A 26,274-nucleotide genomic window follows, 5' to 3' on the forward strand; every position below is an offset into this window, starting at 1 on the left:
CTGCCGCAGCCGCCGCTCGGCCAGTGGGTCGGCGCCGCCCAGCGGCGAGTGCAGCAGCGCGACGGCCGCCTCCTCGTCGAGTCGCTCCGGCTCCAGCGCGCAGCGCAGCAGAAGCAGCAGCGGCGCGACCGCCGGTTGCAGGTGCAGGGGCAGGTCCTCGCCGTGCACCACGGTGGGTACGCCGGCCGCGTGCAGCGCCCGCCGCAGGGTGGGTAGCTGCAACGCGGTGGACCGCACCAGCACCGCCATCCGCGACCAGGGCACGCCGTCGAGCAGGTGGGCCGAGCGCAGCGCGTGGGCCAGCCAGGCGGCCTCGCTGGTCGCCGAGCGGAACGTGTGCACCTCGACCACGCCGGGCGGCGCGTCCGGCAGTGGGTGCAGTCGACGGTGCGCGGCCGGACCACGCAGCCGGCGGCCCAGCCGGGCGATCGCGGCGAGCAGACCCGGCCCGGCCCGGTACGACGTGGTCAGCAGCACCTGCGCGGCCGGTGCGCCGGAAGTCGTCCGGAAGCGGTGCGGGAAGGTCGCCACCCCGGCCGGATCGGCGCCCCGGAAGGCGTACGTGGAGGAATCCGGGTCGGCGAACGCGACAAGCGACGTGCCGCCGCCGGCGATGACCGAGAGCAGCTCCAGCTGGGCGGGGTCGGTGTCGGCCAACTCGTCGAGGTACACGTGGGCGAGTCGACGACGCTCGGCGGCCAGCAACTCCTCGTCGTCGCGGAGCAGCCCGGTGGCCGCCCGGACCAGTTCGGCCGGGTCGTACGCGATCGAGCCCCGGTTGCTGACGTCGCGCAGCGCGAGGACGGCGACGTACTCCCGGAGGAAGCGGGCGGCGGCGGGCCAGTCGGCGCGGCCGAGCTTCTCGCCCAGCCGGGCCAGGTCGACCGGGCCCACGCCCCGCTCGGCGGCGCGCATCAGCAGGTCGCGTAGCTGGCCGGCGAACGCCCGGGTCCGCAGCGCCGGGCGCAGATCGGTCGGCCAGCCGACCGGGTCGTCCTCAGGCTCCTCACCGACGACGTCCAGCAGCTCGCGGATGATCAGATCCTGCTCGGGGCCGGTGAGTAGCCGAGGCGAGGGCTCACCCCGTTCGGCGGCGGCTCGGCGGAGCAACCCGAAGGCGTACGCCGGGAAGGTGCGCACCAGCGGCTCGCGCAGCACCCGGTGGCCGTCCTGGGCGATCCGGGCCTCGATGCGCTGGCGCAGTGCGCTGGCACCTCGACGACCGAAGGTCAGCACCAGGATCCGTTCGGGGTCGACGCCCTCGGCCACCCGGGCGGCGACCGCCTCGACCAGGGTGCTGGTCTTGCCGGTGCCCGGTCCGCCGAGCACGAGCATCGGCCCGTCGGTGTGCCCGACCACCTCCGTCTGCACCGGGTCGGCAAGCCGATCGCCAGCGGCGACGGGCGCGGCGCTGTCAGCGGGCGCTCCCCCGTCCCCCGGCGGCGGCCCCGCGGACCGCCGCACCAACCGGTACGCCTGCATCAGCTCATCCCATCAGACCCGTACGACACCCACCCAGACCCCACCCCACCAGACCCCGTTGATCATGAAGTTGTTGCCGCGACACGCCGACGTCGAGGGCGACAACTTCATGATCAAGGCGGCAGGACCCGGCGGTCCGGCGGGGGTGGTCAGGTTAGGCGGGACTCCAGGGCGGTCAGCGCCTCGTCCACGGAGGTGGCCACTGTCAGCAGGTCGCGGCCGGCGGTCTTGAGGAAGTGCTGGTCGGCCAGCGCGTCCAGCCAGTCCAGCAGCGGACGGTAGAACCCGTCGGTGTCGATCAGCACCATCGGCTTGGCGTGCAGGGCGAGCGTGGCGGTGGTCCAGACCTCGAACAACTCGTCCAGGGTGCCCAACCCGCCGGGCAGGGTGAGGAAGGCGTCCGACTTGTCGATCATCAGGGTCTTGCGGCTGGCCATCGAGTCGGTCACCAGCAGCTCGTCCGAGGCCAGGTCCGCGACCTCCAGATCGACCAACGACTGGGGGATCACGCCCACGGTGCGCCCACCGGCGGACCGGGCACCGTCGGCCAGCGCGCCCATCATGCCGACGCAACCGCCACCGCTGACCAGGGTGTGCCCACGCCGGGCCAGCGCAGCGCCGGTCTCGCTGGCCAGATCCAGCCAGCGCTGGTTAAGCGTGCGGGAGGAGGCGCAGAAGACGCAGATCGCCGCCATCAGGCGTCGTCCCGCGACTGCTCGGCGGCCTCTTCGGCGGCGGCCTGCTGGTCGGCGGCGGTACGCGCGACAGCCTCCTCGCGGACCGCCTCCTGCTCGGCGGAGAGCGCGGCCTCCGCCGCGACGATGTGCCGGACCGCCGCGTTGACGTCGTCGGTGAGGCAGATCAGATCCAGGTCGACCGGGCCGATCTTGCCGGTGGCGGCCATCGTGTCGCGCAACCAGTCGAGCAGCCCCTGCCAGTAGGCGACCCCCATGAGCACCACCGGGAACCGGGTGACCTTGCCGGTCTGCACCAGGGTGAGCGCCTCGAACAACTCGTCCATGGTGCCGAACCCACCGGGCAGCACGACGAACGCCTGGGCGTACTTGACGAACATCGTCTTGCGGGCGAAGAAGTAGCGGAAGTCGATGGCCAGGTCGACCCACTCGTTGATGCCCTGCTCGAACGGAAGCTCGATGCCCAGCCCCACGGAGAGCCCGCCGGCCTCGCTGGCGCCACGGTTGGCGGCCTCCATCACACCGGGGCCGCCACCGGTGATCACCGCGTAGCCGGCCCGGGCCAGCGCGCCACCCAGCTGCTCGGCCAGCTGGCACTCGGCGCTGTCCGGCCCGCTGCGCGCGGACCCGAAGACGCTTACCGCCGGCGGCAGATCAGCGAGGGTGTCGAAGCCCTCGACGAACTCGGAGAGGATGCGCAGGGCGCGCCAGGCGTCCTTGGTCTTCCAGTCGCCGCGCCCACGTGAATCGAGCAACCGCTGATCGGCGGTGCTGCTCGGGATCGCTCCTCGGCGCAGCGTGACCGCGCCGCGATGACGTTCCATTCCCGGACCGCGACCGGCCTCCCGTCCGTTGCTCTCGCTCATGGGGCAACCGTAGTGGAGCCGAACCGCTCGGGTGCGCGGGGCGCGGACGCCGAGAAATAGTTCGCGATCATGGGCAACTATTCGGCCCTCCCGCACGTCTTACTATTCACATACCGGGTATGCCCCGGCGCGCGCCTTCGGGGGAGGAGACAGCGTGATCAGTAACAGCGAGATGATCCGGATCCGTCGCCAGATGCAGCGACGGATCCGAGACGTGGTGGCCGAACGCCGCCGCACCCGGGACCTGAACCCCTCCCCCGCAGCACCCGTCCCATCCGGAGCTGATCAAGAGGTTTGCGTCGCCGACAACGGGCCCGGCTGACGCAAACCTCTTGATCACCGGCGGGGGCCGGACCCGGACGACCGGACCCGGGGGTGAGTCAGGCCGGGGCCAGCCAGCGGTGCAGGGTCGCCGCGCCGTCCCGGATCTTGCTGATCTCGACGTGCTCATCCGGGTGGTGGGCGAGGTTCGGGTCACCCGGGCCGAAGTTCAGCGCGGGGATCCCCATGGCCGCGAAGCGGGCCACGTCCGTCCAGCCCAGCTTGCCGATCGGCGCGGCGCCGACCGCCGCCAGGAACTCCTTCGCCGGAGCGGCGGTCAGCCCCGGCGCGGCGCCGGCGACCGAGTCGGTGACGGCCACCTCGAAGCCGGCGAACACCTCACGCAGGTGCGCCTCCGCCTCGGCGGGAGTGCGATCCGGAGCGAACCGGTAGTTGACCTCGACCTCACACAGGTCCGGGACCACGTTGCCGGCCACCCCGCCGTTGATCCGCACCGCGTTCATGCCCTCGCGGTAGTCGCAGCCGTCGATGGTGACCCGGCGCGCCTCGTACGTCTGGAGCCGGCGCAGCACCTCGGCGGCGGCGTGGATGGCGTTCGCGCCGTGCCAGGAGCGCGCCGAGTGGGCGCGCACCCCGGTCGTGGTGACCACCGAGCGCATGGTGCCCTGGCAGCCCGCCTCGACAATGCCGTACGTCGGCTCCAGCAGCACGGCGAAGTCCGCCTCCAGCCACTCCGGGTACGCCTGGGCGACCAGGTTGAGCCCGTTGTACCGGGACTCGATCTCCTCGGCCTCGTAGAAGAAGTACGTCACGTCGTAGCGCGGATCGGGCAGCGTCACGGCCAGGTGCAGCGCGTACGCGGTGCCGGACTTCATGTCGGAGGTGCCGCAGCCGTACATCAGGTCGCCGCGCATGGTCGACGGGAAGTTGTTGTTCAGCGGCACCGTGTCGAGATGCCCGGCCAACACGACACGCTGCGACCGACCGAGGTCGGTGCGCGCCATCACCGTGTTGCCGTGCCGGTGGGTGGTCAGGTGCGGTACGCCCCGCAGCACCTCTTCGACACAGTCGGCGATCGCCTTCTCGTTCAGGGACACGGACTCTATGTCGACCAGAGCGCGGGTCAGCTGCACCGGATCGGCGAGGACCTCGGGGGTCAGCGGGTTCTCCATGGTTCGCACGGTACCTTCAGGTCTGTCAGCGCGAGGAGTGAGCTGAGGCCAGCCGGCCGTGACGAGAGGTGTAACAGTGACGTCCGCAGATTCCGCTTGGGGCATCGGCCTGGCCACGGTCACGGCAGACGAGCAGGTGCTCGACACCTGGTACCCGACCGGCAAGCTGGGCCTGGGCGAGTTGCCGCTGGTGGCCGGCGAGGACAAGGCGGACGTGCTCGACCTGCCGCCGGCCGCGCTCGGTGACCGGTCCCTGCCCGGTCTGCGTACCGTCCAGGTGGTCACCGTGATCGGTTCGCTGGACGAACCGATCAAGGACGCCCCGGACGCGTACCTCCGGTTGCACCTGCTCTCGCACCGCCTGGTCCGGCCCAACGAGCTCAATCTGGACGGCATCTTCGGCAAGCTGGCCAACGTGGCCTGGACGTCCGCCGGGCCGTGCCCGCCGGAGCGGGTGGACGAGCTGCGGGTGATCGAGCGGGCCGCCGGTCGCCACCTGGCGGTCTACGGGGTGGACAAGTTCCCCCGGATGACCGACTACGTGGTGCCCTCCGGCGTGCGGATCGCCGACGCCGACCGGGTCCGCCTCGGCGCGCACCTGGCCGCCGGCACGACAGTGATGCACGAGGGCTTCGTCAACTTCAATGCCGGCACCGTGGGCACCTCGATGGTGGAGGGCCGGATCGTGCAGGGCGTGCTGGTCGGTGACGGCTCCGACGTCGGGGGCGGCGCCTCGATCATGGGCACGCTCTCCGGTGGCGGCACCGAGAAGGTGAGCATCGGCGAGCGGAGCCTGATCGGCGCGAACGCCGGCGTCGGCATCTCCCTGGGCGACGACTGCGTGGTCGAGGCCGGCTGCTACATCACGGCCGCCTCCAAGATCACCCTGCCGGACGGCCGGGTGGTCAAGGCCCGCGAGCTGTCCGGCGTCGACGGCCTGCTGTTCTGGCGCAACTCGGTCACCGGCGCGTTGGAGGCCCGGCCGCGCACCGGCCGGGGCATCGAGCTGAACGCCGCGCTGCACGCCAACGACTGACGAACCGTCCGGGTCCGCGGCGCTCGGCCGCGACCGGACGGGGTACGCCTCAGCGCAACCGGTACGCCTGGATGATCCGCTCGGTCACCGTGTTGCCGGCGGAGTCCCGGGCGGTGGCCCGCAGCGACGCGTACCCGGCCCCGACGGGATGCTGGACGGTGGCGGTCCAGCCGTGCCCGCCGTCCCGCACCCGGGCGGCCTGCCAGGTCTTGCCGCCGTCGTAGGAGACGTCCACGGTCAGCTTGGTCACCCGGACGGACGGCGCACCGGGCTGCCGTTGCACCTGCACCGGGACGACGAAGCTCCGCCCGGCCGGGGCGCTGCTGTCGATGCCCAGCGGTGGCGCGAAACGCACCGCCATCAACGGCAGGCGGGCCGGCGTGTCACCGGCGACGTGCCTCGACCGGAAGGTCCAGCTGGACTCCACCTCGGTGCTCAGGTCGGTGAAGCTTCGCGTGGCCGACGTGACGAGCCGGTAGTCCACCGCACCCGCCGGCACGGTGAACTCTCCGTAGCCGGCGTACTCGCTCTCGCCGACCAGCTTGCCGTTGCGCCAGAGGTCGGTTCGCCCGCTGCCGGTCAGCGAGCCGCCCGGGTGCCCGGCGGCGTCACTGAACATCGGCAGGTCGACCAGGATGGTGTCACCGGTGCGGGTGACACTCTGCTCCGGCCAGCGCGGGGTGGGGAACGACGGTGCGAACGGGGCCTGGCTCCAGGTCTCCCGCACCACCCGTCCGGCCCGGTACGCGGTGGGCGTCGAGAAGAGCACCGCCTGCGGTTCCAACCAGCCCTCGTCGTCCCGCGTTCCGAAGTAGATCTCGGACTCCCAGCGCACGCCAGTGGTGTTGTAGTACTCGACCCGCTGGCCGGGCACGACGGTGGGCAGGACCAGGGCGGAGCCGCCGACGTTGTACTCCAGGACGGGATACACGCTCCGCTCGGTCTCGGTGCCGGTGTAGCCACCGCGGAACCGGTGCACGACGGTGGCCAGGTCCCGTCGGCCATAGTCGCGGACGAACCCCGTGGGCATCCGGCCAGGGATCGCTTCGGCCAGCGCGTACAGGTACGGGCTGTTGGCCGTGTCCGGCTCGATCCACTGGCTGCTGACGGTGGCGACGAACTGGTCGGCGGAGACCGGCTTGCCGAGCTGACCGCTGGTCAGGCCGGTGAAGGTGTCCGCCCAGAGCCCGACGCCGTACGCACTGCCGTCGTCGGCGGTGAAGTTGCCGCTGAGGTCGATCAGTTGCGGGGTGGCGTTCCGGTCCGGAACGGTCATCCGTACCGGCTTGGCCCGGCGGGCGTCCACCACGATCCGGGTGTCCCGGTCGACGGTCAGTAGCGGCTGCGCCAGCAGGGACATCCCGCGCTGCTCATCCTCCGGTCCGGGCTCGAAGACGAGGCCAGTCAGGCCGTAGTGCCCCTTGGGCACCCGCACGGTGGCCACCCCGTCGGGGCTGACGAGATCCCAGTAGGCGAAGGTGTCCATGCCGAGCAGGGTGGTCCAGTGGTCCGACGTGCGCTCGCCGGCGCGGTTCAGGTGCTCCACGGTCAGCGTGTAGCTCTCCACCTCCCGGTGCACGGCCAGCGGGGTGACGGCGACCGTCGCCCCGGAGCGGGCCACGATCCGCCCGGTCCAGTAGCCGTCGGCGTCGCCGAGCCGGGTGTTCACGGTGACGGTGGTGGCGGCCGTACCGCCAGCCGGCACGGTGAGCTGGCCGGTGCCCAACTGGAACAGGCCGGCCGGCAGCGCTCGACCGCCGGGGCCAGCGCCCTCGATGGTCAGGTCCACAGTGACCGGGGCCGGACCGTCGTTGCGCCAGGTCACCGTGCGGGTGATCGGGGCGTCGTCACCGTGCGGCCAGAGCGTACGCCCGAACGAGACGCTCACCGGGTCGGTGCTGACCTGCTGGGTGATCGCGTGTGCGACGTCGACCCGTCCGGCCCCCTGCTGGTAGGCGGTCTGGTCCTGGTGCGGCTTGGCGGCGGCCATCAGGGTCGCCTTGAGCCGGTCGGCCCGCCATCCCGGGTGCTGCTGGGCCAGCAGTGCGGCCGACCCGGCCACGTGCGGGGTGGCCATCGAGGTGCCGGAGATCGTCACGTAGCGGTCCCCCACCGGGTCGCCGATGACGCCGTTGGCCGACCTGGCGGCGACGATGTCGACGCCGGGCGCGGTGATGTCCGGCTTCAGCGCGTCGTCACCGACCCGAGGGCCCCGGCTGGAAAAGTCGGCCAACTCGTCGTCGCGGTCCACAGCGCCCACGGCGAGCCCGGCGTCGGCGCTGGCCGGCGAGCCGACCGAGCCGTCCGAGCCGTCGTTGCCGGCGGCGAGACGAAGAGCGTGCCGGTCTGCGCGGTCAGGGTCTGCACCGCCTCCTCCAGCGGGTCGACCTCCGGGGTGTCCCAGCCGCTGAGGCTCATGTTGACAACGGCGGCCTTCTTCTCGACCGCGGCCCACTGCATGCCGGCGAGGATGGCCGAGTCGCTACAGCCGGTGTTCTCACAGACCTTGCCGTCCAGCAGCGTCGCGTCCGGTGCCACGCCCCGGTACCGGCCGTCGGAGGCCGCGCCGGAGCCGGCGATGGTCGAGGCCACGTGGGTGCCGTGGCCGACCGTGTCCCGAGCGTCGGTCACCTCGGTGAAGTTGCGCGCCTCGGCCACCTTGCCAGCCAGATCCGGGTGGGTGGCGTCGACGCCGGTGTCCAGCACGGCCACGGACACCCCCTTACCGGTGAACCCGGCCGCCCAGGCGGCAGGCGCACCGATCTGGGGCACGCTGTGGTCGAGGGTCACCCGGCGGCGACCGTCCAGCCAGATCCGCTCGACGCCCCCCGCCGCGCCGAGCCGGGCCGCGCTGGACCCGGTGGTGACCGTCGCCCAGACCGCGCCGAGAGAGGACTTGCCGGTGGCCAGGGCGACACCGCGAATCGCCGCCAGGTCACGGGTCACCCGGGTGCCGGGCAGCGCGGCCGGGGCACGCCGGCTGGCGCCCGTCGAGCCGTACGTCACCAGTAGCGGCAGGCTGTCCCGCTGGGCGTCGTCGTAACCGGCCTCGATCAGCCCGGTGACGTCGAAGAGTCGTCGGTCCACCCGACCCGAGCGCAGCAACGGCAGCGCGTCAGTCGGCGTCACGGAGAGGCGTCCGCGCTCGCGCTGAATGAGGAACCGCACGTCCTCGCGGCCGGCGCCGGGCTGAGCCGAGGCGCCGGTGGCGGTGACGGTGACCCGGTCACCGGTGATCAACGTGACGGTGGTCGGGCGTTTGGCGGTGGGCCCGTTCGCAGCGGCCTGTTGGCCGGTGCGCCCGTCGGGGCGGGCACGGCGGCGGCTGCGGCGGGAGCCGGCGCGGAGAGCGCCAGCGCTGACACGAGGCCGAGGGCGGCCAATCTTCTTCCCTGGAGCAACGGATCCTCCTCGTCGAGCGTTTTATGGATGGGGATCGAATTGACAACCAGAATTGCATACCGGGTATGCAAAATGAAGTCCGAGAAATGACGAACCCGCCACGAGCCGACGAGCCGCACCGGCATGATCGGGCGGTGACCGCCATGAAGGACCGGATGCTCGCCGGCGAGCCGTACCTCGCCGACGATGCCGAGATCATCGCCGACCTGGACCGGGCCGCCCAGTTGATGGAAAGCTTCAACACCAGCGCCGCCGCCGACCCGCAGGCCCGCCTGGCGGCGTTGCGCGCCCTCCTCGGCGAGGTGGGCGAGGGCACCTGGATCCGGCCACCGTTCTACTGTGACTACGGCTGGCAGATCCGCATCGGACCGCGCAGCTTCGTCAACTACCACGCCGTGTTCCTCGACGTCGCGCCGATCACCATCGGCGCCGACGTCCAGGTCGGACCGAACGTCCAGCTACTGACACCGACCCATCCGGTGGAGCCCGGCCCGCGCCGCGACAAGTGGGAGGCGGCCAGGCCGATCACCATCGGCGACAACGTCTGGCTGGGCGGCGGTGCCATCGTCCTGGCCGGCGTGACGATCGGCACGAACACCGTCGTCGGCGCGGGCGCGGTGGTCACCCGGGACCTGCCCGCCAACGTGGTAGCGGTCGGCAACCCGGCCCGGCCGGTCCGCGAACTCGACTAGGGCGCCGGCGGCTCGGGCAGACGGACCACCAGATCGGCACGATCGGCGGTCGGGGTGATCAGCTCGGCATTCGATTCGTCACTGCCCAGCGCCCAGGCGCGCGCCTCCTCCGGCGACCGACCGAACGCCTCGTGTCGGGCCGTCAGCCGACGCTGCCGCAGCTTGGCGTCCAGGTCGAGAAACCATGCCTCGTGCAGCAGCGGCCGGATCTCCTGCCAGGGAAAATCCGGCAGCAGCAGATAGTTGCCCTCGGTCACCACCAACTGGACCGACGGCGGCACCTCGATCGCCCCGGCCACCGGCTCCTCCAGCTCCCGGCGGAACTCCGGCGCGTACACCGACGTCGGCTCCAGCCGGTGCAGTCGGCGCAGCAGCGAGACATACCCGTTGGCGTCGAAGGTGTCCACCGCGCCCTTACGGTCGGCCCGCCCCAGCCGGACCAGCTGCGACTGCGCCAGGTGGAAGCCGTCCATCGGCACCAACCGGGCGGCCGACCCGACCTCGGCCACGATCCGCTCGGCCAGGGTGGACTTCCCGGCACCCGGCGCACCGGCGATGCCGAGCAGTTGTCGCGGCCCGGCCTCGGCCAGCTCCACCGCCCTCGAAATCAACTCGTCGAGGGACAGCACCCGGGCCGGCGGCATCAGCCCAGGACCGGGTCGCTGATCGTGAACCGCGCCTGCACCGCCGCCTGCACGGTCTGTGGCTGCGGGTCCAGCTCCAGCTCCGGCGGGCCACCGCCAGCGCCACCACCTCCGGCGAACGCCGCACGGGCGAACATCGGCCGGTCGACGGGCCCGGCGTCGGCCAGCTCGATCAGGGACGTGACCTGAGCGCCGAGCGCCTCCGCGTACTCCCGGGCGCGCAGCAGCGCGTCGCTGATCGCGGCGTGTCGGGCCGCGCGGTGGGCCGGGCTGTCCGGACGAAGCTCCCACCACGGGCCGGCCACCTCGACCTGGTCCTGATCGGCGAGCCGGAGCATCAGCTCCCCGAGGGGGGTGAAGTCGGTGACGGTGACGGTCGTGGTGACACTGCCGTGCCAGGCGACCACCCGCTCACCCGAGCGCCGCGTCTCCGGTCGGACCCGCAGGTCGCCGGTCTCCCGTCGGGCCACCGCCGGCCCGGAGCCGTCCAGCAGCACCCGGACGGCGGCGGCCCGCTCGGCCAACCGGGTCAGCGTCGCCTCCCGGTCCCGGTCGCGCGCCGTGGCGGTGACCGCGAACCGGGCCAGCTCGGGCGGCACCTCCCGGTACGCCTCGCCGCGCACCTGCACCACCGGACCGTCCACCGCCATGCCCCTCAGCCTAGTCAGCCACGGGCAGCCACGCGGTGTACGAAACCGTGTCCGGGTCGACCCGACACTCCGTCAGGTGCCCACCGGCGCCACCCAACTCGCGCAGCCACGTCACCTCGGCCCGCTGCTCGCCGTCGATATCGAACCTCCGCGACCGGCTGGCGAACCGCCGGTCCAGCAGTGCCGACCGGGCCGCCCTCGCCTCCGCGTAGCGCGCGACGAGCGAGGCTGCGTCGTCGGCCCGCAGCGCGTCGGCCAGCCCATCCAGGAACACCCGGACCTCGGCCAACTCGTGCAGCACCCGGTCACGGTTGGCCAGCAGCATGTTCGCGGTCCGCTCCGCCGGTGTGCCGGCGACCCGGGTGCCATCGGAGAAGCTCCCCGCGGCCAGCGCCAGCACCGCGTCACGCAACGGCGCCCGCTGCGTCGCACCGGCCAGCGCACCAGCCAGCAGGTGCGGCACGTGCGAGGCGAGCGCGGCCACCGAGTCGTGCGCCGGCGCGGACATCGGCACGACCCGGGCGCCGAACACCTCCACCAGCAGCCCGGTCAGCCAGCGGAAGGGGCCCGTCGCGACAGCCGCCGGGCAGAGCACCCAGGCGGCGCCGGCCAGCAGGGTCGGTGACGCGGCGGTCAGGCCGGCGGACTCCGCGCCGGCCATCGGATGCCCGGGAACGAACCGGTCGCCGAGCCCGAGCCGGTCGGCCGCCTCGGCCACCTCGACCTTGGTGCTGCCGACATCGGTCAGCACGCAGCCGGGCGCGGTCAGCTCGACCATCCGGGCCAGGGTGGACGGCAGGGTGGGCAGTGGGCCGCAGAGGAAGATCAGATCCCGGCCGACCACTGTCTCTTCGAGCGTGGCCGGGGCGAGCACGCCCCGCAGCCGCGCGCGCTCCCGGGTCGCCGGGTCCGGATCCCAGCCGACGACGTCCAGGCCGGCCTCGGCCAGGCGCAGCAGCACCGAGCCACCGATCAGGCCGGTGCCGAGCACGGCGGCCCGCACCCTGGCGTACCGCCCGGTCCCGCCGTCGGTCATCGCCAGGCCGCCCGGGGTCAGGCCCGCAGCCGGCCGGCGACCGCCGCGACATGCTCGTCGGACTCGGTCAGCGCGACCCGGACGTACTGACCGGCGGTCGGGCCGTAGAAGGTGCCAGCGGCGACCAGGATGCCGCGGCGGGCCAGCCAGTCGACCGTCTGCCAGCAATCCTCGCCCCTGGTCAGCCAGAGGTAGAGGCCCGCCTCGGAGTGCTCGACGGTGAACCCGGCACCGGTGAACGCGGCGGCGAGCACCTCCCGGCGGGCTCGGTAGCGCTCCCGCTGCTCCTCGGCGTGTCGCTCGTCCTCCAGTGCCGCGACCATCGCCGCCTGCACCGGCGCGGGCACGATCATCCCCGCGTGCTTACGGACCTTGAGCAGCTCGGCGACGAGCGCCGGGTCACCGGCGACGAACCCGGCCCGGTAGCCGGCGAGGTTGGACCGCTTGGACAGCGAGTGCACGGCGAGCACCCCCGCGTAGCTGCCGCCGCTGACCTGCGGAGACAACACCGAGACCGGCTCGGCCGACCAGCCGAGTGGCAGGTAGCACTCGTCGCTGGCGACCACCGCGCCACGTTCGCGGGCCCAGTCGACCACCTTGCGCAGGTGCGCGGCGGGCAGCACCCGCCCGGTCGGGTTGCCGGGCGAGTTGACCCAGACCAACCGGACCCGCGAGGTGGGGCCGACCGAGGTGAGCGAGTCGGAGCGTACGACTGTGGCACCGGCCAGCCGGGCGCCGTCCTCGTAGGTGGGGTACGCGACCGACGGCACCACCACCACGTCACCCGGACCGATGCCGAGCAGGGTGGGCAGCCAGGCCACCAGCTCCTTCGAGCCGATGGTCGGCAGGACACCGAGACCGTCGACGCCGGCGCCACAGGCCCGGGACACCCACGCCGCGATGGCGGCCCGCAGCGCCGGAGTCCCGGCGGTCAACGGGTAACCGGGAGCATCGGACGCGTCAGCCAACGCCCGGCGGATCACCTCGGGCACCGGGTCGACCGGCGTGCCCATGGAGAGATTGATCAGCCCCTCCGGATGCGCCGCGGCCAGGGTGGCCGCGGCGTCCAGAGAATCCCAGGTGAACTCGGGCAGCCGCGACGAGACCGGCGCGGACCGGTTCAGTGGCCCTCGCCGCGCGGCGGCTGCGCGGCGACGAAGGTGGCGTCCTTCTCCACCTTGCCGACCTTCGAGGCACCGCCGGGCGAGCCCAGCTCCTCGAAGAACTCGTAGTTGGCGCCGGTGTAGTCCTTCCACTGCTCCGGGACGTCGTCCTCGTAGAAGATCGCCTCCACAGGGCAGACGGGCTCACAGGCACCACAGTCGACGCACTCGTCGGGGTGGATGTAGAGCATCCGGTTGCCCTCGTAGATGCAGTCGACCGGGCACTCCTCGATGCATGCCTTGTCGAGCACATCCACGCACGGCTCGGCGATGATGTAGGTCACCGGTATCTCCTCCGCAAGACACGCCGCGATCTCCCGCGACGGTAAGAGCCTAGTATCTCGCCGGGGAGGGGGTCGATCGTGCTCCGACAGCAGGATGTGGGACACCGAATCGTGGTCCGCCGGATTGTGGGGATTCGCGAAGGCCGCCCCCTGTTCTCCGATGCCCTTGGTGAGCTGGTCGAGCTGAGCGAGACCCATCTCACTCTGGCGACCGCGCAGGGTCAGCTACGAGTTCCGGTGGCACAGGTGCACCGCGCCAAGCGCGTACCGCCGACCCGGCGACCGACCGCCGCGGCCGTGGCAGCGCTGGAACGGGCCGCCGACGAGGCCTGGCCGGCACCGACCCGCGGCCGGCTCGGCGACTGGCTGCTCCGGTCGGCGCAGGGCTGGACCGGACGGGCCAACTCGGCGCTGCCGATCGGTGACCCGGACCGGCCGCTGGCCGCCGCCGTGGACGCGGTCGAGCGTTGGTACGCCGAGCTGGGCCAGCCAGCGCTGATCAACACGCCGTTGCCGCTCGCCGCACCGGTCGGCACCGAACTGGACGCCCGCGGCTGGGGCGTCCCGCCCACCGACGCTGGTACAGACCGCGCCGCTGCCCCTGCCGGCACCGGCGTCCGCCGCAGCCGCACCCGGCCCGACCGCCGAGCCGAACGGTTCGACCGCCGGCCACTGCGGCGTCGGCGGTGGGCGGGTCGGCGGATGGGGCGACGCGGTCGTCGAGCTGGCCGCCACGCCGGGCGAGGAGTGGTTGACCATCGCCGCCGGGCGCAAGGGCGGCCTCCCGGAGGCCGCCGACACGTGCTCACCGCCGTGGACCAGGTCCGCTTCGCCCACGTGTACGCCGACGGCACGCTGGTGGCGGTCGGTCGAGGCACCGTGACCGGTCAGGGCCGCTGGGTGGGCCTCAGCCTGATCGAGGTGCTGCCGGCGGCCGCCGGCAGGGGCTGGCCCGCCGGGTGATCCAGGAACTGACCGCCTGGGGTGCCTCCAGCGGCGCGACGCACGCGTTCCTCCAGGTCGAGCAGCGCAACGAAGCGGCGGTCGCGCTCTACCAGCGGCTCGGCTTCACCACGCACCACACCTACCTGACCCGGGTCGCCCCGCACTGACCCCGGCCGCGCCGCACTGACCCCGACCGCGCCGAACTGACCCGGGCCGGACGCTGTCGGTCAGGCAGGGTGATCCACTCGACATTCAGGAAAACGCAGCATCCACGACGCCGGGAAGCCCCGATATCAAGGAAACCGAGTCGATCAAGACCCGCGCCCGACCGGCCGACCAATCCGACCGGCCAGTCCAGTCGGCCAATCCGACCGGCCGGCCTGGGCGGGCGGTGGTCAGCGGCGGACGACGCGGCGCGGCTTGGCCGCCTTGACCTCGGCGTACCGCTTGAGTTGCTGAGAGCGGTAGTCCCGGCCGAGCGCGGTGAGCACCAGGTAGCCGATCAACACCCCGGCACCGGTGGCGAGCAGGTAGAGCCAGATCTGGGCGAAGAACGTCGGCGCCCCGCCAGCGAACGGGTTGTGACCGATCAGCAGTGGCCCGACCAGCACGGTCAGCAGCATCGCCACCGGCACCACCAGGGCGATGTCGGCGCCCCAACCCGCCACTGGCCGGCGGTGGCCCCAGCGGAAGACGACCACGGCCAGGATCAAACCGATCACCGCGAACATCGCCAGCGACACCCGATCCGCAGCGGTGTCGGCAGCGGCGTCCTCACCCTCGAAGCCGAACCGGATGATCAGTCGGGCGACCACGTTGACCGCGAACAGTGCCGCCACGAGCACCCCGACGTCCCGCCTCCGTCTGTCCATCGCCCGACCTCCTGCCGTACGCCCCGTCGCGGGGCTCGCATCCCTGGCAGGAATATCTACCACCCTTACCTGGGTGACGTCATCAGCCACCGAGCGTGGGCGGCGGGGCGAGGATCTGCCGGAAGCCCATCACCGCGAAGGTCATCGCGCCGGCCACGATCATGGCCAACCCGACCCAGTTGTCGCCGGCCAGCAACAGGTCGCCCTCGTCGGTCCGGACGGCGGCGACAGCCATCAGCGCGAACCACGGCACCGCCGGCAGCGCCACCGCCCACCGGCGACCCACCGCCTCGTACGCGAACCAGCTCAGCACGATGTTGGCGCCGATGGCGAGGAGCGCCGAGACGCCGACCAGGTAACCGCCGACGCGGACCGTGGCGAGCAGCAGCTCCAGCACCCCGGTGAGCACTCCGGCGAGCACCACGACGATCGCACCGGCCAGCCGTAGCCCCAGGTCCAGCACTCGCGGCGGTGGCCCCGCCGGGGGCGGGGCGTTCTGGTCCTCCACGACCGTCATCGGTGCGGCGGGCACTGTCACCGGAGACCCGCCGCCGTGACCGGGGACCGGTCCGGGGCGGTCTCGACCGGGGACCGGTCCGGGGCGGTCTCGACCGGGGACCGGTCCGGGACGGTCTGCGTGGGCAGCCCGGCGAAGAGGTCGTCCTCCCAGCCGTACGGCCCGGTGCCCGGGCCCTTCTCGCCGATCGCGAGGGTGAAATATTCCACGCCCATGAACTCGCCGCCGAAGTTGCCGGCGATCGAGTAGAGCCAGGAGTTGGCCGGGATCTGGGTGGCGTGCGCCTTCATCGCGGCCTCCTTGGCGGTGTGCTGGTCGGTGCCGTCGATCCGGGCGGCGATCTCGGCGTCCGGGGTGCCGAAGGGCAGGTCGGCGATGTCCTCGATGCCGCCGAACGGGTTGTCGGCGGACTCGGCGAAGTGCGTCATGCCGGCCTCCAGCACGCTGAGCGGCATGGCCGTCCAGTAGACCTTGAGCGGGGCGCAGCCCTCGGCCGTGGCCAGCTCGACCGCACGCATCGCCACCCGGTGGGCCTGGATGTGGTCGGGGTGGCCGTAGAAGCCGTTCGGGTCGTAGGTGATCAGCACCTGCGGGCGTACCTCCCGCATGATCTCGACCAGCTGCCCGGCGGCCTCGTCGAGGTCGGCCTGCCAGAAGGCCCGGGGGTGCTCGTTGGTCGCGAGCCCCATCATCCCGGAATCGCGGTAGCGGCCGGCGCCGCCGAGAAAGCGGTGGTCGGTGACGCCGAGCGCGGCGCACGCGGCGGCCAGCTCGGCGATCCGGTACCCACCGAGCTGGTCGGCCTCGGCGGCGGCGAGCTGGGCCAGCGCGGGCAGGTGAACCTCGCCCTCCTCGCCCAACGTGCAGGTCACCAGCGTGACGTGCGCGCCGTCCGTGGCGTAGTGGGCCATCGTCGAGCCGGTGCCGATCGACTCGTCGTCAGGGTGCGCGTGGACCAGCAGCAGGCGGCGGTCGGGCAGCGTCGTCACGACGGTCACTCTAACCGGCGGTCCTCCTCCGGCCGGTGCTGACGCGTCCGCCCAGGTCGCCCACATCACCCTCCCGACCGCTCTACGATTTGCCGTGTGGACTTTCCGGAGCTGGCCGCCCGCACCCGCCGGTTCAGCCACGGCGCGCCACGCGCTGTCTCGGTGGCCGAGGACGGCTCCCGGGTGATCTTCCTACGCTCCGCCGGTCCCGAGGATCCGGCGGACGCGCTCTGGCTGCTGGACGTCGACACCGCCGAGGAGCGGTTGGTGGCCGACCCGGCCGCTCTGCTGGGCGAGGAGGGGGACGTCAGGTCGCTCAGCCCCGGTGAACGCGCACTGCGCGAGCGGCTGCGGCTCAGCGCCGACGGCATCGGCTCGTACGCGCTGGACGCGGCCGGCCGGGTGGCGGCGTTCGCGCTGGCCGGACGGTTGTTCCGGGCCGATCTGGTGCACGGCGACGTGGTGGAGGTGGCCACGTCGGCCCGGTGCTGGACCCTCGTCCGGACCCGAACGGGCAACGGCTGGCGTACGTGACCGACGCGGCCGACGGTGTGCGCCGAGGCGAGCTGCGGGTGATCGACGCCGACGGCACCGACACCCTGTTGGCCGGTGAGGACGCCGGGGTGAGCTGGGGGCTGGCCGAGCACATCGCGGCGGAGGAGTTCGGCCGGTTCCGGGGCTACTGGTGGGGGCCGGACGGTCGCTCGGTGCTCGCCGCCCGGGTCGACGAGTCCCGCCTGGAGCGCTGGCACCTGCACGACCCGGCCGACCCGGCCAGCGTGCCGACCGCTGTCGCGTACCCCCGGGCCGGTGGCCCGAACGCGGAGGTCAGCCTGCACCTGCTGGACCTTGACGACGGCTGGGTCGACGTGCACTGGGACCGGGAGACCTACCCGTACCTGACCGGGGTCAGCTGGGGTGAGGGCAGCCCGCTGATCACCGTGCTGCGCCGGTCGCAGCAGCACGGGCTGGTCCTGGCGGTGGACCCTCGGACGGGCGAGACGCAGGTGCACGCCGAGCTGGCCGACCCGCGCTGGGTCGAGCCGATCACCGGCACGCCGGCCCACCTGCCGGATGGCCGGGTGCTGGTCGGCGGGGAGTTGGCGCACGACGGGTACGACGCGCGGTGCCTGTTCGCCGACGGCACCCTGCTCACCCCGCCGTCGCTGTACGTGCGGCGGTGGTGGGTCGGCTGCCGTCCGCCGCCGGCCCGGCCGACCTGCTGGTGGAGGCGAGCGACGGCGAGCCGAGCGAGCGGCACCTGTTCCGGGTCCGTACCACCATCGGCGGTGGGGTGGACGCGCGCCGGCTCACCACCGACTCGGGCTGGCACACGGCCGCCGTGGGCGGGGACACCGTCGCGGTCGGGGTCGCGTCGCTGGACCACGCCGGGGTGCGCTGGACGGTGCGCCGGGGCGATCAGGAGCTCGCCGAGCTGCGGTCGTTCGCCGCCACCCCGCCGTATTCTCCGCTGCCGCTGCTGGAACGGGTGACCGACCGCCGGCTCCCGGCCGCGGTGCTCTACCCGGACAACCACGTGACGGGCCGGCGGCTGCCGGTGCTGCTGGACATCTACGGCGGACCGGGGCACCAGGAGGTGGTGGCCGCCCGGGCGGCCTGGTTGGAACGGCAGTGGTGGGCCGACGCCGGGTTCGCGGTGGTCACCATCGACAACCGGGGTACGCCGGGGGTGGCGCCGTCGTTCGAGAAGGCGATCCACCGGCGGATGGCCGATGTGATCCTGACCGACCAGATCGACGCGCTGAGCGCGCTCGCCGCCAAGCATCCGGACCTGGACCTGGGCCGGGTGGGGGTGCGCGGTTGGTCGTTCGGGGGGTGGCTGGCCGGGTTGGCGGTGCTGCGCCATCCTGAGCTCTTCCGGTGTGGCATCGCCGGTGCGCCGGTGACCGACTGGACGCTGTACGACACCGCGTACACCGAGCGTTATCTGGGGTTGCCGGAGGACGGCATGGACGTCTACGCGCACCATTCGCTCGTCGAGTTGGCCGCCGAGCCGGTCACCGGCCCGGACCAGGCCCGCCCGTTACTGCTGGTGCACGGTCTGGCCGACGACAACGTGGTGGCCGCGCACACGCTCCGGCTCTCGGCGGCGCTGCTGGGCTCGGGCCGCCCGCACGCGGTGCTGCCGTTGGGCGGAGCCACCCACCTGGCCGCGAACGGCACGGCCGAGCGTCTGCTCCCACTGGAGCTGGACTTCCTCCGTACCCATCTGGGGTGACCGCCCGGGCCGGGGATCCTGGACACCTGCCGTCAGCCGCGGTCAGACGTCCGCGCGGTCGGTCACGCCGGCTCGACGGGCAGCCACAGTTCGCAGGTCGCGGTGCTGAAGTCGGCCGCGCGGTCGAGGATCGCCACCATCGAGGGGCCGGGTCGCAGTCGCCACGGGTTGGACGGGAACCACTCGGTCGCGGTCGCCGCCCAGGTCGTCTGTAGCGCCTGCGGGTGAGGTCCGGAGGTGTGGAAGACCGCCCACTGGCCGGCCGGTACCTCGATGGCGTCCAGGTCGTCGGGGACCGGCGTGTCCCGGGACACCGCGACCCCGTGCAGGTAGGTCAGTTCGCTGCCCTCGGTGGCCTCGGCGTCGACGTCGTCGCTGACCTGGAGCAGCCCGCCGGGTTCGGTGTCGCTGAGGGCCTTGAGCCGGAGATGCTCCTCTGCTGGCAGCCCGGTGATGTGCCGCTGGATGTGCGGGTTGACGCCCTGGTGGATGAGTGGAACCCGGGCCGCGTGCCCGACCAGCCGGAACGCGGGGCGGTCGACGATGCGGGTGTTCATGGGGGTGCTCCCTTCGACGGTCAGGCGGAACCTGAGCTGCGGTTGTGTGCGAAGGGGGCCTCCGTGGCGGCGTACCTCACCGGGGCTGGCACCGTGGACCGCCCGGAACGCACGGCCGAACGCCTCGGTCGAGCCGTATCCGTGCCGGACGGCGATGCTCAGCAGATCGCCCTCGCCGCGAACGACGTCGGCGGCGGCGACGGTCATCCGGCGTCGGCGCACGTACTCGGAGAGCGGCATTCCGGCCAACGACGAGAACATCCGGCGCAGGTGGTACTCGGTCGTGCCGAGCGCCCTGGCCGCCGCGGTGACGTCGAACTCCTCGGTGAGGTGCTCTTCGACCTGGTCGACGAGCTGGTTGAGTGCGGCGATCACGAGGCCTCCCTTCGACGTCAAGCCTGACCGAAGGACCCTGCCCGGCACCCGACCGTAGCGGTCCGATCCGATCAGGTGCCCGGCCTCTCCAACGACGACAGGGGTCCCCTCCCGACGGCGTTGTCGGGAGGGACCCCTGTCTGTCTGCGGTGTGCCTTACGGCTTGACGTGCGCGTTGACGAACGACGGGTAGCCGAAGACGCTGGAGATGAAGATCCCGCCGGCCTTGGACCCGTGCACGTTGTAGGCCACGTCGACGTAGAGCGGCACCACCGGGGCGTGCTCCTTCATGATCCGCTGGTCGAGCTTGGCCCACTCCGGACCCTGGTCGGCCGGGGGCAGGGCGAGGATGCGGTCCATCTCGGCGTTGATCGCCGGGTCGTTGAAGTAGGACTGGTTGCTGTTGCCCTCGGCCTTGATGGTGCGACCGTCGTAGAGCACCGGCAGGATCGACGCCCCGCTCGGCCAGTCCGCCGCCCAGTTACCGATGTACAGGTCCCAGGGGTTGTCCTTCTTCTTGATCTCGTCGAGCTTGGCGTCGTCCGAGATGTTCCGCAGCGTGATCTTGAAGCCGGCGCGCTCCAGGTTGGCCTTGAGCTGGGCGCCCTGCTGCTGCTCGGTCGAGTTGTCGGCGACACCGAGGACCAGCTCCGGGGTCTGACCGCCGAGCAGCTCCTTGGCCTTGGCGACGTCACCGTTGGGGCCGGCCGGGTACGCCTCGTACGCCTGGTAGCCGATGGTGGCCGGCGGCATCAGCGTGGTCAGCGGGGCGGCGACGTTCTGGCCACCGAGCGCCTTGACCATGCCTTCCCGGTCGATGGCGTAGTTGAGCGCCTGGCGGACCTTGAGGTCCTTGACCCGCTGGTTGTTGATGACGAGCTGGTTGGCGCTCGGCGTCGGGGAGAGGATGCTGCGCGACTTGAGCGAGGTGTCCCCGGCCACCTTGGCGACCAGCGAGGCGGGCACGGTGTTGAAGGCGAGCGCGCTCTGGTCCGCGCCGTTGTCGGCGATCACCCGGTTGTTGGCGGCGTCCGCGGTCGGGCCGAAGCTCCAGACGAACTGGTCCGGGTACTGGTGCCGGACCGGGTCGGTGTTCGGGTCCCAGTTGGGGTTGCGGTCCAGGGTGAGCTGCACGCCGACCTGGTTCTTGGCGACCTTGTACGGGCCGGACGAGAACGGCTGCTTGTCCAGGTCGATGCCGGTGTCCTTGTCCGCCGGCAGCGGCGCGGTGGTCGGCAGCGAGACAGCGAACGGCAGGTCACAGCGGGGCTTGGCGAACTCGAAGCGCAGCGTCTTGGCGTCCGGGGTGCTCAGGCCGGGCGGCAGGGACGTCTTGTTCTTCTTGAAGTCCCACTTGGTGTCGAACTGCGGGCTGTCGGCCAGCCACTCCTGGAGGTAGGTCGGGCCGCCGGAGAGGTCCGGGTCGAAGGAGCGGGCGATGCCGTACGCGATCTCCTTGGAGGTGATCGGTCGGCCGTCCTCGAACTTGACCCCGTCCTTGACGGTGAATTCCCAGACCTTGCAGTCGTTGTTGACGTTCTTGCCCGGCGTCTCGGCGAGGTCACCGACGAGGACCAGGCCGCCCTTGCCGTCGTCCTTCCAGGTGGTGAGGTAGCGAGACCAGAGCGGGTTGGCCATCAGACCGGCGAAGGAGTACGTCCGCTGCGGGTCGAGGTGGGAGATCGGCGACTCCCGGATGACGCTGAAGGTGCCACCCTTCTGCGCCCCGCTGACCTCGGCCGCCGGACCCTGCGAGTCCTTGGGGTCGGTCGCGATGACCCCGGTCTGCTTCCGCTCGCTGTCCACGGTGGTGCCCTCGCCCGTGTTCTTCGAGCACGCACCCAATGCCACCACCAGGGCGATCGCGCCGCCTGCGGCAGCCACCACGCGTGGTCTCATGAAGTACCTCCTTCACCCATGTGTCGTGCGGTTTCGTCGGGGCGAGAACCGCCGACGTCCCGAGGATCGTAAGGAAGAAAACCTGCAAGTTGTGTAACAGTTGTCGATAAATTTCGCCACCGGCCGGGCCCTGGACACCGCCCCTGTTCAGCGCAGCCGGACCCGCGGATCGATGGCGGCGTAGAGCAGGTCCACCAGCACGTTCGCCAGCACCACGAAGACCGCGGCGATCAGCACGGTGGCCATGATGGTGGGAAGGTCACCCGAGCGCACCGCGTCCACCGCCGTACGCCCCAACCCCTGGATGCCGAACGTCGTCTCGGTGATCACCGTGCCACCGAGCGCCCCACCGACGTCCAGCCCGGCGATGGTGACCACCGGGGTGATCGCCGCGCGCAGCGCGTGCCGCCCGTACACGGTGGGTTTGGCCAGGCCCTTGGCCCGCGCGGTCCGGACGAAGTCCTCCGACAGCGTCTCCAACATCTGCGCGCGGGACAGCCGCGCGTAGATGGCCGAGAAGAGGAAGGCCAACGCCACCCAGGCGAGCACCAACCCGCTGGCCCACTTCGCCGGGTTCTCGAACAGGGACGTGTAGCTGGGCACCGGCAGCAGCCGCAGGTTGTAGACGAAGACCATCAGCAGCACCGCGCCCACGAAGTAGAGCTGCAACGACGCGCCGGTCAGCGAGAAGCCGATGGCGGCCCGGTCCAGCCAGGTGCCCCGACGCAGCGCGGAGATCATGCCGAGCCCCACGCCGAGCAGCAACCAGAGGATCGCCGCCGGGATCACGATGCTCAGCGTCACCGGCAGCACCCGGGCGATGGTGTCCGAGACGGCCTCGTTGGTGACGTACGACCAGCCCAGGCAGGGCGCGTCGCACCGGCCACCCTGGGCGCTGCCCAGGTCCCGGCCGGTCACGATGCCCTTCATGTAGCCGGCGTACTGGCTGATCAGCGGGTCGTTCAGGCCCAGGTCGTCGCGGACCCGCTCCAACCGCTCCGGGTTGCAGTTCTTGGAGCAGATGCTGCTCACCGGGTCGCGCGGCAGGGCGAAGAACATCAGGAAGGTCAACACACTCACCGCGAACAGGGTCAGCGTCGCCGAGAAGAGTCGCTTGAGCAGAAACCGCGCCATGGGGTACCCCCTACCGGGACGACTTCGGGTCGAGCGCGTCCCGCAACGCGTCGCCGAAGAGGTTGAAGGCGAACACCAGCGCGAAGATCGTGATGCCCGGGAAGAACACGTACGCCGGGTCGGTCTGGAGGTAGTCCAGACTGTCGTAGATCATCCGGCCGAAGCTCGGCGTCTCGTCACTGAGCCCGACGCCGATGAACGAGAGCGCCGCCTCGCTGGTGATGAACTGCGGCACCGCCAGCGAGAACGACACCAGGATCGGCGCCCAGATGTTCGGCAGCAACTGCCGGAAGAGCATGTGTCCCAACCCGGCGCCGCTGGCCTTGGCCGCCTCCACGAACTCCCGCTCGCGCAGCGCGATGACCTGCCCGCGGACCAGCCGCGCGGTGCCGGTCCAGCCGAAGATGGCGAAGACGGCGATCAGCACACCCACCCCGAAGGCGGACGACACCTGCCCCCGCTCGCCGTAGAAGCGCAGCGTGATGGCGGGGGTGAGCGCCAGCGCGATGATCAGGAAGGGCATCGCCAGGGTCAGGTCGGTGATCCAGTTGATCACCGCGTCGAGCCAGCCACCCAGGTAGCCGGCGAGCGTGCCGAGCGCGACGCCGATCGTCGCGGTGATCAGCGCGGCGGCGAGGGCGATGAACAGCGAGGTGCGCAACCCGTAGATCAGCCGGACGAAGATGTCCCGGCCCAGCCCCGGCTCCAGCCCGAACCAGTGGTCACCGGTGACGCCGCCGGCGTACCCCAGCGGCATGCCGTTGCCGTCCAGCAGATTCTGGAACTGCTCCCGCGGCCCGACCCCGTAGGCCATCTCGATCAGCGGGGCGGACAACCCCAACACCATGAAGAACACCAGGAGTACGCCGCTGACCACTGCCGTCCGGTCACGGCGCAGCCGCAGCCAGGCGAGCTGCCCGGGTGAGCGGCCGACGACGCCCTTGGCCGCCGGACCGTCCCCGTCCGCGCCGGACTCGATCTCGGCCAGCGCCACACCCTCCACCGGCGACAGACTCACGGCCGCACCTCCTCGACGATCGGGGCCGCCGACTCCGCCGACTCCGGACTCGTGCCGGCCGCTTCCCCTTCGGGACCTGGGCTGGCCGCTTCCCCTTCGGGACCTGAGCTGGCCGCTTCCCCTTCGGGGAAGTGGCACGCGGCGGCCTGGTTGCCGCCGTCGCGGGGGACCAGCGCGGGCTGCTCGGTGGCGCAGATGTCCTGCGCCTTCCAGCAGCGAGTGCGGAACCGGCAGCCCGAGGGTGGGTCGAGCGGGGTGGGCACGTCACCGGTCAGCCGGATCCGGCCGGCCGGGCCGAGCTGGGTGACGTCCGGGATCGCCGAGAGCAGCGCCCGGGTGTACGGGTGTTGCGGGCGCTCGTAGATGTCCGCCCGGTCGCCGATCTCCACGATCCGACCCAGGTACATCACCGCGACCCGCTGGCAGAAGTGCCGGACCACGGCCAGGTCGTGCGCGATGAACACGAAGGCCAGGCCGAGCTCCCGTTGCAGGTCGCGCAGCAGGTTGACGACCTGGGCCTGGATCGACACGTCCAACGCGCTCACCGGCTCGTCCGCGACGATCAGCCTGGGCCGCAGGGCCAGCGCCCGGGCGATGCCGATGCGCTGGCGCTGCCCGCCGGAGAACTCGTGCGGGTACCGGTTGTAGTGCTCCGGGTTCAACCCGACCAGCTCCAGCAACTCCTGCACCCGGGCCTTGATGCCACCCGGCGGCTTGATCCCGTTGACCTGCAACGGCATCGCCACGATCCGGCCGACGGTGTGCCGGGGGTTCAACGAGGCGTACGGGTCCTGGAAGATGATCTGGAGTTCCTGGCGCAGCGGGCGCAGCTCCCGGCGGCCGGCGTGGGTGATGTCCCGGCCCGCGAACTCGATGCTGCCGCTGGTCGGCTCCAGCAGTCGCACCAGCATCCGGCCGGTGGTGGTCTTGCCGCAGCCCGACTCCCCCACCAGGCCGAGCGTCTCGCCCGGACGCACGTCGAAGTCGAGCCCGTCCACCGCCCGCACCAGACCGCTGGCGCGCAGTCCCTGACGTACCGGGAAGTGCTTGGTCAGCCCGCGTACCCGCAGCAGTGGTTCGTCGGTCATCGGGCCACCCCCACGGATGCGACGTCCTCGGTGTAGAACGCGGTGCGCTCCTCGACGCTCAGGTGACAGGCGACCAGGTGGCCGTCCGCGCCGGCGTCGCCATCCACGCCGGCCGGGCGCAGCTCGGGCACCTCGCTGCGGGACCGGCTGCCGACCCGGTCCGCGTACCGGCAGCGCGGGTGGAAGGCGCAGCCGGACGGCAGGTTGATCAGGCTGGGCGGGTTGCCCGGGATGGGCAGCAGGTCCGCGTCCGCGTCGCCGTGCAGCGACGGCACGCTGGAGAGCAACCCCCAGGTGTACGGGTGTTGCGGCGAACGGAGCACCTGCTCGACGCTGCCCCGCTCGACCGCGCGCCCGCCGTACATGACCAGCACGTCGTCGGCGACCTGGCCGACCACCCCGAGGTCGTGGGTGATCAGGATGATCGCGGAGTGGAACTCGGCCTGGAGGTCGGCGAGCAGGTCCAGGATCTGCGCCTGCACGGTGACGTCCAGCGCGGTGGTCGGCTCGTCGGCGATCAGCAGTGCCGGGTCGTTGACCAGGGACATCGCGATCATCGCCCGCTGACGCATGCCGCCGGAGAACTCGTGCGGGTACTGGTCGAAGCGGCGGGCCGGCTGCGGGATGCCCACCCGGTCCAGCATGTCCACCGCCCGCTGGCGGGCTTCGCGCCGGTTGGCCTTCGGGTGGTGCACCCGGTACGCCTCGGCGATCTGCCGGCCCACCGTGTAGTAGGGGTGCAGCGCCGACAGTGGATCCTGGAAGATCATCGCCATGTTCCGGCCGCGCAGCCGGCGCACCTCCTCGTCGGGGAGGCCGACCAGCTGCTGACCCTCGACCGAGATCTCCCCGGTGATGGTGGTCCTTCTGGGGTCGTGCAGGCCGAGGATGGCCAGCGAGGTGACGCTCTTGCCGGAGCCGGACTCACCGACGATGCCGAGGGTGCGGCCCCGCTCGACGGCGAACGACACCCCGTCGACCGCGCGTACCACCCCGTCGGAGGTGTCGAACCGGACCCGGAGGTCCCGCACCCGCAGGTAGGCGTCCTGGTCGGAGCGTTGTGCCGGCACGGCGGGTCGGTCGTCCGGCGCACCGGACGGCACCGCTTGCGAGCTGTCCACGGCCACCTCCCTCAGCGACGAAGAGAACTTACAACAAAGTCCCGAGGGTGAAAATAAGCTACAAAGCCGGCACGTGTCAGCGGGCCCGAGCGTAACGAGTCCGCATCGGCCCCGCA

The 26,274-nt window shown here is 71.9% G+C and carries 20 protein-coding genes and 3 pseudogenes; 4 read left to right on the forward strand and 19 right to left on the reverse strand.

All coding sequences use genetic code 11. The features are described 5' to 3' along the window. The 4 genes from JM949_RS08230 to dapE all read right to left on the reverse strand — a co-directional run. On the reverse strand, positions 1–1,482 hold a 1,482-nt coding region (locus tag JM949_RS08230; protein ID WP_203147840.1), incomplete at its 3' end, for an ATP-dependent helicase. Between the two features lie 149 nt (positions 1,483–1,631). After that, a complete protein-coding gene (locus JM949_RS08235) occupies positions 1,632–2,177 on the reverse strand; it encodes an LOG family protein (protein WP_203147841.1) in 546 nt (181 codons plus the stop codon). Further along, positions 2,177–3,043 carry an LOG family protein gene (locus tag JM949_RS08240; RefSeq protein WP_203147842.1) on the reverse strand — a complete coding sequence of 289 codons (867 nt, stop codon included), beginning with the start codon at positions 3,041–3,043 and terminating at the stop codon, positions 2,177–2,179. The genes JM949_RS08235 and JM949_RS08240 overlap by 1 nt, the downstream gene beginning before the upstream one ends. Before the next feature lie 380 nt (positions 3,044–3,423). Beyond that, entirely contained in the window at positions 3,424–4,497 is a 1,074-nt protein-coding gene (dapE, locus tag JM949_RS08245; protein ID WP_203147843.1) for a succinyl-diaminopimelate desuccinylase, read from the reverse strand. A 76-nt stretch (positions 4,498–4,573) separates the two neighbouring features. Here dapE and dapD point away from each other — a divergent pair, with 76 nt between their 5' ends. Further along, positions 4,574–5,533, forward strand: a complete 960-nt coding sequence (gene dapD, locus JM949_RS08250; protein WP_203147844.1) for a 2,3,4,5-tetrahydropyridine-2,6-dicarboxylate N-succinyltransferase — start codon at positions 4,574–4,576, stop codon at positions 5,531–5,533. A 49-nt stretch (positions 5,534–5,582) separates the two neighbouring features. On the opposite strand, the pseudogene JM949_RS08255 reads toward dapD, so the two are convergent. Continuing rightward, a pseudogene (locus JM949_RS08255) lies at positions 5,583–8,934 on the reverse strand (S8 family serine peptidase). Positions 8,935–9,069: 135 nt separating this feature from the next. Here JM949_RS08255 and JM949_RS08260 point away from each other — a divergent pair. Further along, on the forward strand, positions 9,070–9,627 hold the full coding sequence (locus JM949_RS08260) for a sugar O-acetyltransferase (protein WP_309232060.1): 558 nt from the start codon (positions 9,070–9,072) through the stop codon (positions 9,625–9,627). Here JM949_RS08260 and JM949_RS08265 read toward each other — a convergent pair. From JM949_RS08265 to fdxA, 5 genes are read right to left on the reverse strand one after another with little or no spacing between them, the layout of a single operon-like run. Beyond that, entirely contained in the window at positions 9,624–10,271 is a 648-nt protein-coding gene (locus JM949_RS08265) for a nucleoside/nucleotide kinase family protein (protein WP_203147845.1), read from the reverse strand. The two genes, JM949_RS08260 and JM949_RS08265, sit on opposite strands and share 4 nt — an antisense overlap. After that, positions 10,271–10,921, reverse strand: coding sequence for an SIMPL domain-containing protein (locus JM949_RS08270; protein WP_203147846.1), 651 nt, complete (start codon positions 10,919–10,921; stop codon positions 10,271–10,273). Before JM949_RS08270 ends, JM949_RS08265 begins: the two co-directional genes overlap by 1 nt. Positions 10,922–10,931: 10 nt before the next feature. After that, positions 10,932–11,957 carry a prephenate dehydrogenase gene (locus JM949_RS08275; RefSeq protein ID WP_203147847.1) on the reverse strand — a complete coding sequence of 342 codons (1,026 nt, stop codon included), beginning with the start codon at positions 11,955–11,957 and terminating at the stop codon, positions 10,932–10,934. A 17-nt stretch (positions 11,958–11,974) separates the two neighbouring features. Continuing rightward, entirely contained in the window at positions 11,975–13,081 is a 1,107-nt protein-coding gene (gene dapC / locus JM949_RS08280; protein WP_305070584.1) for a succinyldiaminopimelate transaminase, read from the reverse strand. After that, positions 13,078–13,404 carry a ferredoxin gene (gene fdxA, locus JM949_RS08285; RefSeq protein WP_110563518.1) on the reverse strand — a complete coding sequence of 109 codons (327 nt, stop codon included), beginning with the start codon at positions 13,402–13,404 and terminating at the stop codon, positions 13,078–13,080. The genes dapC and fdxA overlap by 4 nt, the downstream gene beginning before the upstream one ends. Before the next feature lie 78 nt (positions 13,405–13,482). Here fdxA and JM949_RS08290 point away from each other — a divergent pair. Beyond that, positions 13,483–14,516 (forward strand): annotated as a pseudogene (locus JM949_RS08290) (GNAT family N-acetyltransferase). A 228-nt stretch (positions 14,517–14,744) separates the two neighbouring features. Here JM949_RS08290 and JM949_RS08295 read toward each other — a convergent pair. From JM949_RS08295 to mshB, 3 genes are all read right to left on the reverse strand, one after another. Continuing rightward, positions 14,745–15,221 carry a hypothetical protein gene (locus tag JM949_RS08295; RefSeq protein ID WP_203147848.1) on the reverse strand — a complete coding sequence of 159 codons (477 nt, stop codon included), beginning with the start codon at positions 15,219–15,221 and terminating at the stop codon, positions 14,745–14,747. Between the two features lie 82 nt (positions 15,222–15,303). After that, entirely contained in the window at positions 15,304–15,738 is a 435-nt protein-coding gene (locus JM949_RS08300; protein WP_203147849.1) for a hypothetical protein, read from the reverse strand. A gap of 17 nt (positions 15,739–15,755) precedes the next feature. Further along, positions 15,756–16,736: an N-acetyl-1-D-myo-inositol-2-amino-2-deoxy-alpha-D-glucopyranoside deacetylase gene (mshB, locus tag JM949_RS08305; RefSeq protein ID WP_203147850.1), complete on the reverse strand. Its 981-nt coding sequence runs from the start codon at positions 16,734–16,736 to the stop codon at positions 15,756–15,758. An 87-nt stretch (positions 16,737–16,823) separates the two neighbouring features. On the opposite strand from mshB, the pseudogene JM949_RS08310 reads away from it, so the two are divergent. Beyond that, a pseudogene (locus tag JM949_RS08310) lies at positions 16,824–18,966 on the forward strand (prolyl oligopeptidase family serine peptidase). 62 nt (positions 18,967–19,028) lie between these two features. On the opposite strand, the gene JM949_RS08315 reads toward JM949_RS08310, so the two are convergent. From JM949_RS08315 to JM949_RS08340, 6 genes are all read right to left on the reverse strand, one after another. Next, on the reverse strand, positions 19,029–19,898 hold the full coding sequence (locus JM949_RS08315; RefSeq protein ID WP_203147851.1) for an AraC family transcriptional regulator: 870 nt from the start codon (positions 19,896–19,898) through the stop codon (positions 19,029–19,031). A 156-nt stretch (positions 19,899–20,054) separates the two neighbouring features. After that, entirely contained in the window at positions 20,055–21,797 is a 1,743-nt protein-coding gene (locus JM949_RS08320; RefSeq protein ID WP_203147852.1) for an ABC transporter substrate-binding protein, read from the reverse strand. 147 nt (positions 21,798–21,944) lie between these two features. Beyond that, complete coding sequence (locus JM949_RS08325; protein ID WP_203147853.1) at positions 21,945–22,931, reverse strand: ABC transporter permease; 987 nt, start codon at positions 22,929–22,931, stop codon at positions 21,945–21,947. Positions 22,932–22,941: 10 nt separating this feature from the next. After that, positions 22,942–23,949: an ABC transporter permease gene (locus tag JM949_RS08330; protein ID WP_203147854.1), complete on the reverse strand. Its 1,008-nt coding sequence runs from the start codon at positions 23,947–23,949 to the stop codon at positions 22,942–22,944. Beyond that, a complete protein-coding gene (locus JM949_RS08335; protein WP_203147855.1) occupies positions 23,946–25,037 on the reverse strand; it encodes an ABC transporter ATP-binding protein in 1,092 nt (363 codons plus the stop codon). The genes JM949_RS08330 and JM949_RS08335 overlap by 4 nt, the downstream gene beginning before the upstream one ends. After that, on the reverse strand, positions 25,034–26,158 hold the full coding sequence (locus JM949_RS08340) for an ABC transporter ATP-binding protein (RefSeq protein WP_407664715.1): 1,125 nt from the start codon (positions 26,156–26,158) through the stop codon (positions 25,034–25,036). The genes JM949_RS08335 and JM949_RS08340 overlap by 4 nt, the downstream gene beginning before the upstream one ends. Positions 26,159–26,274 lie beyond the last annotated feature (116 nt).

The organism is Micromonospora tarensis (genome assembly GCF_016803395.1).
GTDB classification, from domain to species: Bacteria; Actinomycetota; Actinomycetes; order Mycobacteriales; family Micromonosporaceae; genus Micromonospora; species Micromonospora tarensis.

Coding starts and splice junctions, on each gene's coding strand:
- JM949_RS08235 (WP_203147841.1), bottom strand. CDS start 2,177: ATGGCGGCGATCTGCGTCTTCTGCGCCTCCTCCCGCACGCTTAACCAG.
- JM949_RS08240 (WP_203147842.1), bottom strand. CDS start 3,043: ATGAGCGAGAGCAACGGACGGGAGGCCGGTCGCGGTCCGGGAATGGAA.
- dapE (WP_203147843.1), bottom strand. CDS start 4,497: ATGGAGAACCCGCTGACCCCCGAGGTCCTCGCCGATCCGGTGCAGCTG.
- JM949_RS08265 (WP_203147845.1), bottom strand. CDS start 10,271: ATGCCGCCGGCCCGGGTGCTGTCCCTCGACGAGTTGATTTCGAGGGCG.
- JM949_RS08270 (WP_203147846.1), bottom strand. CDS start 10,921: ATGGCGGTGGACGGTCCGGTGGTGCAGGTGCGCGGCGAGGCGTACCGG.
- JM949_RS08275 (WP_203147847.1), bottom strand. CDS start 11,957: ATGACCGACGGCGGGACCGGGCGGTACGCCAGGGTGCGGGCCGCCGTG.
- JM949_RS08295 (WP_203147848.1), bottom strand. CDS start 15,221: ATGGACAGACGGAGGCGGGACGTCGGGGTGCTCGTGGCGGCACTGTTC.
- JM949_RS08300 (WP_203147849.1), bottom strand. CDS start 15,738: ATGACGGTCGTGGAGGACCAGAACGCCCCGCCCCCGGCGGGGCCACCG.
- JM949_RS08320 (WP_203147852.1), bottom strand. CDS start 21,797: ATGAGACCACGCGTGGTGGCTGCCGCAGGCGGCGCGATCGCCCTGGTG.
- JM949_RS08325 (WP_203147853.1), bottom strand. CDS start 22,931: ATGGCGCGGTTTCTGCTCAAGCGACTCTTCTCGGCGACGCTGACCCTG.
- JM949_RS08335 (WP_203147855.1), bottom strand. CDS start 25,037: ATGACCGACGAACCACTGCTGCGGGTACGCGGGCTGACCAAGCACTTC.